This window comes from Streptomyces sp. N35 (assembly GCF_016464295.1).
Lineage (GTDB): Bacteria > Actinomycetota > Actinomycetes > Streptomycetales > Streptomycetaceae > Streptomyces.
The window spans coordinates 176,096-184,994 of record NZ_JAEIMH010000001.1 but is presented as its reverse complement, the minus strand read 5'-3'; the positions used below and the strand labels follow the sequence as shown (position 1 = coordinate 184,994).

At 67.6% G+C, this 8,899-nt stretch carries 7 protein-coding genes; 2 read left to right on the top strand and 5 right to left on the bottom strand.

What is annotated here, in order from left to right; all coding sequences use genetic code 11:
• Positions 1-82: 82 nt before the first annotated feature.
• From JAO81_RS00750 to JAO81_RS00730, 5 genes are all read right to left on the bottom strand, one after another.
• Positions 83-1,705 carry an ABC transporter substrate-binding protein gene (locus JAO81_RS00750; RefSeq protein ID WP_199545733.1) on the bottom strand — a complete coding sequence of 541 codons (1,623 nt, stop codon included), beginning with the start codon at positions 1,703-1,705 and terminating at the stop codon, positions 83-85.
• Positions 1,706-2,230: 525 nt separating this feature from the next.
• Complete coding sequence (typA, locus tag JAO81_RS00745; RefSeq protein WP_199545732.1) at positions 2,231-4,138, bottom strand: translational GTPase TypA; 1,908 nt, start codon at positions 4,136-4,138, stop codon at positions 2,231-2,233.
• A 208-nt stretch (positions 4,139-4,346) separates the two neighbouring features.
• The gene (locus JAO81_RS00740) at positions 4,347-4,772 is read right to left on the bottom strand and encodes a PIN domain nuclease (protein WP_199545731.1); all 426 of its coding nucleotides are present in this window, start codon (positions 4,770-4,772) and stop codon (positions 4,347-4,349) included.
• A complete protein-coding gene (locus JAO81_RS00735; protein ID WP_199545730.1) occupies positions 4,769-4,984 on the bottom strand; it encodes a type II toxin-antitoxin system VapB family antitoxin in 216 nt (71 codons plus the stop codon). Before JAO81_RS00735 ends, JAO81_RS00740 begins: the two co-directional genes overlap by 4 nt.
• A 235-nt stretch (positions 4,985-5,219) precedes the next feature.
• Positions 5,220-7,388: an ABC transporter family substrate-binding protein gene (locus JAO81_RS00730; RefSeq protein ID WP_199545729.1), complete on the bottom strand. Its 2,169-nt coding sequence runs from the start codon at positions 7,386-7,388 to the stop codon at positions 5,220-5,222.
• Between the two features lie 329 nt (positions 7,389-7,717).
• On the opposite strand from JAO81_RS00730, the gene JAO81_RS00725 reads away from it, so the two are divergent.
• Together JAO81_RS00725 and JAO81_RS00720 are read left to right on the top strand one after the other, a co-directional pair.
• On the top strand, positions 7,718-8,005 hold the full coding sequence (locus JAO81_RS00725; RefSeq protein ID WP_199545728.1) for a hypothetical protein: 288 nt from the start codon (positions 7,718-7,720) through the stop codon (positions 8,003-8,005).
• Positions 8,006-8,056: 51 nt separating this feature from the next.
• On the top strand, positions 8,057-8,896 hold the full coding sequence (locus JAO81_RS00720) for a hypothetical protein (RefSeq protein WP_199545727.1): 840 nt from the start codon (positions 8,057-8,059) through the stop codon (positions 8,894-8,896).
• The last annotated feature ends 3 nt before the right edge of the window (positions 8,897-8,899 follow it).

Genomic DNA, 8,899 nt, shown 5'->3' with positions numbered 1-8,899 from the left:
AGGGCGACCCCGTGGCAACCTCCCACCGCCGCGGCAGTGGCGGTGGGTCTACGGCCGAGTGAGGAAGAGGCCCGAAGGCTTCTTACTTGGTGGTGACGCCCCACACCTCGAGGTCACCGTGGAAGTCGACGACCACGTTGTCGACGTTCTTACCGTGACCACCGTTGATGCGGTAGTACCACAGCGGGATCGCCGGCATGTGCTCGACCAGCTGCTTCTCGACCTCCTGGAAGGCCTTCACCGACTCGTCGAGCGACTTGGCGTTGTCCGCCTTGTTCATCGCCTCGTCGATCTCCTTGTTGGAGAACCGGCCGTTGTTGGCCTCGGCGGTGGTGTGGTACAGCTCCTTCATGAAGTTGGCGTTGACCGGGTAGTCGGCAACCCAACCACCGCGGTACATACCCTTCACCTGGTCGTTGTCACGAGCCTCGAGGTCCGTGGCGAAGTCGGCCTTCGCGTCACCGACGCAGTCGACACCGGTCGCCTTGCGGATGGACTCGCAGACCGCGGTCACCCACTCCTTGTGTCCACCATCGGTGTTGTACTGGATGGTGAACTTGTTGCCCGGAACGCCGCCGCCCTCTTCGACGAGCTGCTTGGCCTTCTTCGGGTCGTACTTGAACACGTCCGTGCCCAGGTCCTGGTTGCCCTTGACGCCCGGCGGCACGAAGCCGACGGCCGGCGTACGGGTGTTGTTCAGGACGGTCTTGGTGATCGTCTCACGGTCGATCGCCATGGACAGACCCTGCAGAACCTTGGGGTCGATGTCCTTGAACGTCTTCGAGTAGAACGCCGGGGTCAGCGTCTGGATCGCCGCGTACGGCTGCTCGATGGCGCCGTCACCCAGGTCCTGCTTGTACTTCGGCAGGTCCGTCGGGCCGACCTGGCGGATCATGTCCAGGTTGCCGGCGAGGACATCCTTGTACGCGGCCTCGAGGCTGGTGTACGCCTTGAACTGAACGCCCGCGTTCTTGGCCTTGTTCGGACCCTGGTAGTCCTTGTTGGCCTTGACCTGGATGAGCTTGTTCGGGGTCCACTTCTCGAAGGTGTACGGACCGTTGCCGATCGGCTTCTGGCCGAACGCCTTCGGGTCGTCGTAGAACACCTTGGGCAGCGGGGCCCAGGTCGCGTAACCCAACTTGTAGTTGAAGTACGGGATCGAGCTCTTCAGGTCGATCGTGAAGGTGTGGTCGTCGACCACCTTGAGACCGGACATGGTCTCGGCCTTCGGGTCGCCCTTCTCCGGGTGGACCTCGTCGTAACCGGCGATGTCCTGGAACCAGAAGGCGTTCTGCTGGTTGTTCTTGATGTTGGCGTACCAGTTCCAGGCGTCGACGTACGACTTCGCCGTGACGTCCTCGCCGTTGTGGAACTTCCAGCCCTTCTTGAGCTTCACCGTCCACGTCTTCGAGTCGGTGGTCTCGACCGACTCGGCGTTCGTGTAGACGATGTTGCCTTCGCCGTCGAAGTCCAGCAGCTGCGTGAACAGGGACTGGATGACGTACGAGCCGTTGGACTCGTTGGTGTCCGCCGGGATGAGCGGCTTCTGCGGCTGGCCGACGTCGATGGAGACGTAGCCCTCGGGCTTGCCGCCCTTGTTGCCCTTGTTCCCGCTGTCGCCATCGTCGCTACCGCCACAGGCAGTCGCACCCAGGGCCACCGCGGTGGCTATCGCGACCCACTTGGCGCTCTTGGCACCACGCATGGGTTCCTCCTCATGAGTCCACTTGTTCACTACAAGAGGGGGTACGTGATGCTGTGCCGACACCCCTGACGGCGATGATCAGTACCCCAGTGTGCTCGTGAGTCGGCGCTCCCCACAGCGCGTGACCCATTGACCCGAGCTCTACGCGCTCAACTATTAGCCATGGGGTACGGCCCGACCACACTCTTTTGGTCTCGGTTCGATCACACCTGTCGCCTACTTCTTCCGAAATCTGGACAAACCGATCCGAGATAGATGCTCGCGAAACGGACTCGTTACACATCTATCGGTCAGGAGCGTCCGCATTCCGGACAGGTCGGCCGGAAAAACCTGTTGCGGTCGACACGCGTAGCGTCGGGCGGATCACAGAGCGCTGCATTCCGCCGAGAGCGGTCGGGCGAAGGGCTCGGGGCACGACGAACGGCCCGACTCTACGCCCAAGTGGGCGCGGAATCGGGCCGGTTCGACCAGGCTTGAATCAGCCTTGGAGACGCGTGGCAGCGGTCCGGCGCAGCCGGAGCCGGATCAGGCGTTCTTGGCGCGCGAGGCGCTGCGGGCGCGCACGGTCTTGTCCAGGACCACCTTGCGGATGCGGACGGCCTCCGGGGTGACCTCGACGCACTCGTCGTCGCGGCAGAACTCCAGGGACTGCTCGAGGGAGAGCTTGCGCGGCGGGACGATCGCCTCGAAGGAGTCGGCCGCGGCCGAGCGCATGTTGGTGAGCTTCTTCTCCTTGGTGATGTTCACGTCCATGTCGTCGGCGCGCGAGTTCTCGCCGACGATCATGCCCTCGTACACCTCGGTGCCGGGGTCGGTGAACAGGACGCCGCGCTCCTGCAGGTTGGTCATCGCGAACGCGGTGACGGCGCCGGCGCGGTCGGCCACGAGCGAACCGTTGTTACGGGTCGCCAGAACGCCGAACCAGGGCTCGAGGCCCTCGTGGATGGAGTGCGCGATACCCGTACCGCGGGTGCTCGTCAGGAACTCCGTACGGAAGCCGATGAGGCCACGCGAGGGGACGACGAACTCGAGGCGGACCCAGCCGGAGCCGTGGTTGGACATGTTGTCCATACGGCCCTTGCGGACGCCCATGAGCTGCGTGACCGCGCCCATGTGCTCCTCGGGCACGTCGATCGTCATGCGCTCGACGGGCTCGTGGGTCTTGCCGTCGATCTCCTGCGTGACGACCTGCGGCTTGCCGATGGTCAGCTCGAAGCCCTCGCGGCGCATCTGCTCGACCAGGATGGCGAGCGCGAGCTCACCACGGCCCTGGACCTCCCAGGCGTCGGGACGCTCGGTGTCGAGGACGCGCAGCGAGACGTTGCCGATGAGCTCGCGGTCGAGGCGGTCCTTGACCTGGCGGGCGGTGACCTTGCGGTCCTTGACCTGGGTGCCCTTGTCCGCACCCTTGCCGGTGGCACCCCGGCCGACGAGCGGCGAGGTGTTGGTACCGATGGTCATGGAGATCGCCGGCTCGTCCACCGTGATGAGCGGCAGCGCGATCGGGTTCTCGGGGTCGGCGAGGGTCTCGCCGATCATGATGTCCGGGATACCGGCCACGGCGCAGATGTCGCCCGGGCCCGCCATCTCGGCGGGCTTGCGGGTGAGCGCCTCGGTCATCATCAGCTCGGTGATGCGCACGTTGGCGATCGTGCCGTCGCGCTTGATCCAGGCCACGGTCTGGCCCTTGCGCAGCTCGCCCTGCTCGACACGGAGCAGCGCGATACGGCCGAGGAAGTTGTCGGCGTCGAGGTTGGTGACGTGCGCCTGCAGCGGGGCGCTCTCGTCGTACTCCGGAGCCGGGACGTGCTCGAGGATCGTCGAGAAGAACGGCTCCAGGCTGGTGGAGTCGGCCGGGACGGTGCCGTCCTCGGGCTTCGTCAGGGACGCGATGCCGTCACGGCCGCACGCGTAGACGATCGGGAACTCGATCTGGTCCTCGTCGGCGTCGAGGTCGAGGAAGAGGTCGTACGTCTCGTTGACGACCTCGTCGATCCGCGAGTCCGGACGGTCCGTCTTGTTGATGCAGAGGATCACGGGCAGCCGCTGCTGGAGCGCCTTGCGCAGCACGAAGCGGGTCTGCGGGAGGGGGCCCTCCGACGCGTCCACGAGCAGGACCACCGCGTCGACCATCGACAGACCGCGCTCGACCTCACCACCGAAGTCGGCGTGGCCGGGGGTGTCGATGATGTTGATGGTGATGACGTCGCCGCCATCCTTGGGGTGGTACTTGACGGCCGTGTTCTTGGCCAGGATCGTGATGCCCTTCTCACGCTCCAGGTCGTTCGAGTCCATCATGCGGTCGTCGAGGGACTCGGCGGCGTGCGCAGCGAAGGACCCCGCCTGCTTGAGCATGGCGTCGACGATGGTCGTCTTGCCGTGGTCGACGTGGGCGACGATGGCGACGTTTCGAATGTCGTGGCGCGTGGGCACGTGCGGTGCTTCTCCCGGGACGAGTGGAACTTGCGAGCGGCTCGCGTATCTCTCGGTCTTCTCGATGTCATGGATGACTCGATGTCCGACGTACGCCTTCACCGCGCCGGGCTGGACACGCCACGGCCTTACCCCATCCTACGTGGCGTGGCGGGTAGCGGCCTTCGCGGGTACCTCGCACCAGGGCTGACCTGCGGCGTCGCCCGGATCATGACCCGTTCTTCGGGCTCCCGAGACGACGGAGCGGCTGTCCGGTGACCCGCGCGACGGTTTCGAAGTCGTCGTCGAGGTGCAAAAGCGTCAGGCCTTGCAGTTCGGCGGTCGCGGCGACGATCAGGTCGACCGGCCCCGGCCCCCTGTGCTCCCCGCGCCCGGTCAGCTCACCCTGCACCTCCCACGCCCGGCCATAGGCACGGTCGTCGACGGGCGCGAACGGGAACAGCGCGCGAACGGTCTCGAGATGCTCCTCACGGTCACGCAGGGAGCGGGCCGAGTAGAAGAACTCGAGCTCGGTGACCGGGCAGATCGCCACCAGGCCGGCGCCGAGTGCCTGGTCCCATCCGTACGACGGACCGTCCCGGCCGAGCAGACGGACGAGTGCGGAAGTGTCGACGAGGTACTTGGCCGCGTTCACCTGCGGTAGTTCCTCTTGTCCCCGAGAAGTTCGAGATCGAACGCGCCCTCGGCCGCGGCCTCGCGCAGCCGGGTCAGGGCGAGGGCGCGTCGGTGGATCTCCAGTATTTCGGCGAGCGCGGTGTTGACCGTGTCCTTCTTGGACTTGGTCCCCAAGGTCTTGGCGACCTGGTCGAGCAGCTCGTCGTCGATGTCGATCACGGTACGGGCCATCGCACACCTCCAGGCGCATTCGCGTATATCAACGATACCGCGCTTGGTGCATCAGGGGTGGGGGCGCGGCAGCACAGGAGGCAAGGGGGGCGCGATGGCGCGGGAGGCAGGCGTGCAGGTCACCTGGGTCAATGGTCGGAAACGACCTTGCCCGCCGGCGTGACCGGCGGGCAAGAGACTTGAGGATCTTCTGAGCTAGGTGAGGCTCACCTTCACAGCGGGCTCACGAAAGGCATCACTTCTTCGCCGGCGCCGCCGCCTTCAGGAAGCCGATGTCCTCGTACGACGGGGACTCGAAGCCGAAGGCGCCGGCGTTGGCGAGGCCCGGGCGGACGGCCACCAGCTGGGGGCGCTGGTAGAGCGGGATCGAGCCCGCCGCGGCCCAGATCCGGGCGTCGGCCTTCTTGACCAGGTCGCGCGCCTTGCCCTCGTCGAGCTCGGCGAGCGCCTGGTCGAAGAGCTGGTCGATGTGGTCGGTGCCGACCCGGGTGTAGTTCTGCTCGACGTTCAGCGAGCCGTCGGCGGCCGGCTCCGGCTTGGCGAAGATCGGGCGGGCGTCGGTGGCCGGGTAGGCCGAGCCGGGCCAGGAGTACAGCGCCATGTCGTACTGGCCGGAGGCGATGTGGTCCTTGAAGTAGCTGTCGTCGGGGACCTTGGTGAGCTCGGTGCGGATGCCGATCTTCTGCAGCATCCGCTGGATCCGCTCACCGACCGCGCGCAGCGGCTCCGAGCCCGGGCCCGAGGGCAGCACGAACTTCAGGTTGAGCGCCTCGCCGTCCTTGGCGAGCGGACCGCCGGCCGGCTTCGGGGCGGCGGTGCCCTTCGGGGCGTACGCGCCCTGGGCGCCGCCGCGGTGCGCCTCCTTCTTGCTGCGCTCCTCCTCGCGCTTGGCCTTCGCCTCGGGCTGGTTGTCGGCGCGGACCTCGTAGTCCTTGTCGGCGCGCGGCTTTCCGTCCTCCTCGCCGACGATGTACGTGCCGTCCTCGTCGGCGGCGGACTTCTTCTTGTCGGCCTTGCTGCCCGCGGTCTTGATCGGACCGCCCTGCACCCAGCCCGCGTCGGCGAGCAGCGCACGGGCCTCGGCGGTGTCCTGGTCGCCGAGCGCCCCGCTGCTGTCGGAGTACGCGTCCTGGCCGGCGAGCGCGACATGGCTGCCGACCGGGTTCACGGGCAGACCGAGCGGCTTGAGGACAATGCGCGCCAGCTCCTCGCGGTCCAGGGCGCGGGCCACGGCGCGGCGTACGCGCTCGTCGGCGAGCGGGCCGCCGGAGCCGTTGAGCGCGAGCTGCGTGTAGGCCGGCTCGAGGGACTTGCGGACCACGAAACCGCGCAGGCCCTGCTGTTCCTTCGTGTACTTCTTGATCGCCTTGTGGGTCTTCTCGACGGACGCGGCCATCGCTTCGGCGCGTTCCTCGTTCTCCGGGTCATTGGCGATCGCCCAGGACTTGAGCGCCTTGGCCGGGGTGAGTTCGGCGCCCGGGCCGTGCGCGAGCGGGCCCTTGGCGCCGGAGTCGCGGGCGGCGAGCGCGATGCGCTCGGCCTCGGCGGGGGTGACCTCGGCGATGTCCAGCTCGCCGGCGGCCAGGGCCGCGGCGCGCTGCTCGCGGGGGACGGACTTGAGGACCATCCGCTCCAGCTTCGCGGGCCGGCCCCACCAGCGCGGGTTGCGGGTCAGGGTGAGCTCGCCGGCCTTGCGGTCGATCTCGGCGATACGGAACGGTCCCGCCGTCGACTTGAGCGTCTTGCGGGCGCCGTCGTTGAAGGAGTCCGGGGTGCCCATGACGTCCTTGGGGTACAGCGGCGAGAACAGCGAGCGCCAGTCGGTGTACGGCTTGGCGAAGGTGACCCGCACCTCGAGGTTGTTGGCGCCCTTCTCGATCTTCTCGATCCGGTCGTAGCCGGCGTTGCGCGCGGTCCAGAACGCGGAGTCCTCGCCGGACAGGGCGCGCCACTGGGCGGCGAAGTCGGCGGCGCCGATCTCGCGGCCGTCGCTCCACACCGCCTGCTGGTTCAGCTTGTACAGGACGACCTGCTTGGGCTCGCGCTCGACGATCTCGGCGCTCTCCAGGTAGTCCGCGTTGCGTACCGCGCGGCCGCGCTTGTCGAGTTCGTACATCGACGGCAGGACGGCGCCGGCGATCCGGGAGGTCGCCGGATCGGCGTCGGACTGGAAGGAGTTGAAGGTCTCGGGCAGGGCGTCCACGGCCCAGGTGGCCTTGCCCCCGTCGGCGATCAGTTCACGCTCGGCGGCCGCGATGTCCTGTGCGGCCGAGGGGGTACCGCCGGAGTCGTCGGTGCTGCCGCACGCGGCGAGCGAGGGCAGGGCGAGCACGCCCGCGATGAGGTAGGCCGTCGCCCGCACTGCGGGGCGGACGCCGGGGGCGGCGGGATCGCGTGGGGGCATGGCGTGGAACCTCCGGGGTCGCCCGGCCACCGCGCTTCCCTGGGAGGTGCCGGGTTTGTTCACGTCTGGGGGTATTGAGTGCTGATCACACGGATACGGCCCCACTGAACGGGATCGCCCTCAGGTGGAGCGGCAGACACGTCGGCAGCCGCCGCCAAGCCCACCCGTGCGGCCCAATCCGGCCGCGGGCCGTTGCTCATGAGCCCCCATGGGCTCTCGTACGGGGGAATCCGCGCAGATCCCTTCACAATCCGGGATGTGACGCGCGACACTCGCAGGCGCACGATCCATGTGATCCCGCTATATCAAGCGGAAGTGGAGGGCAACTCATGTCCCTGCACGACGATTTGACGGCCGTTCAGCGCTGTCTCGACGATCTGGTGCGCTCGGTCGGAAGGCTGGAGCAGCACGTCGGGTCCGGCCTGGACATCCGCCGGGTACGCACGGACGCCGACCATCTGCGCGACAGTGTCGCGCTCCTCAAGGAAGCCGCGCCGACGCTGCCCCCGAAGCCGCGGCCCGAGATGGTCAGCATCCCGGACACCCCGTACGACCGTTCCTTGTGGACCGATTCCGACGACGAGGGTCTGGGCGCCCGCGACCGCCGCGCCCCCTGACCCCCGGCCCCGGCTCCGGCTGCCGACAAGCCGTACCGACTGGAGACCCCGTTGGCCACTGGCACAGATCCCCACACCTCTAGGAAGCTCAGCCATAGCGAGGGCGGGGTGCGCGGCGCGGGCCGCGCCGCCATCGCCGCCCCGCATCTGCGCACCGACCGCTGGTGGCTGCAGCCCGCCGGGACCGCCGCCGGGCTGTTCGCCTTCATCGTGTACTCGACCTGGCGCGCCTTCGCGAATGCGGACTACTACGCGGCGCCCTACGTCTCACCGTTCTACTCGCCCTGCCTCGCCGAGAACTGCGAGCCCATGAAGGGCGGTCCCAACTGGGAGATCTTCGGCAGTTGGTGGGGGCTGTCGCCCGCGCTCCTGATCCTGATCTTCCCCCTGGGCTTCCGGCTCACCTGCTACTACTACCGCAAGGCCTACTACCGGGGCTTCTGGGCCTCTCCCCCGGCCTGCGCGGTGGCCGAGCCGCACAAGAAGTACAGCGGCGAGACCAAGTTCCCGCTGGTCTTCCAGAACATGCACCGCTACTTCTTCTACGCGGCGGTTCCGGTGGCGGGCATCCTCACCTACGACACCGTCCTCGCCTTCCGCGACGAGAACTACGAGTGGGGCCATATGGGCCTCGGCACGCTCGTCATGCTCGTCAACATCGTGCTGATCTGGGCGTACACCCTGTCCTGCCACTCGTGCCGGCACATCGTCGGGGGCAAGCTCAAGCACTTCTCCAAGCACCCCGTGCGCTACAGGACGTGGCAGTGGATCGGGAAGCTGAATGCCCGTCACATGCTGCTCGCCTGGGCCTCGTTGATCAGCGTGGCCCTCGCGGATCTCTACGTGTATCTGGTCGCCAGCGGTGCCTTCGACGATCCGCGATTCTTCTGATGT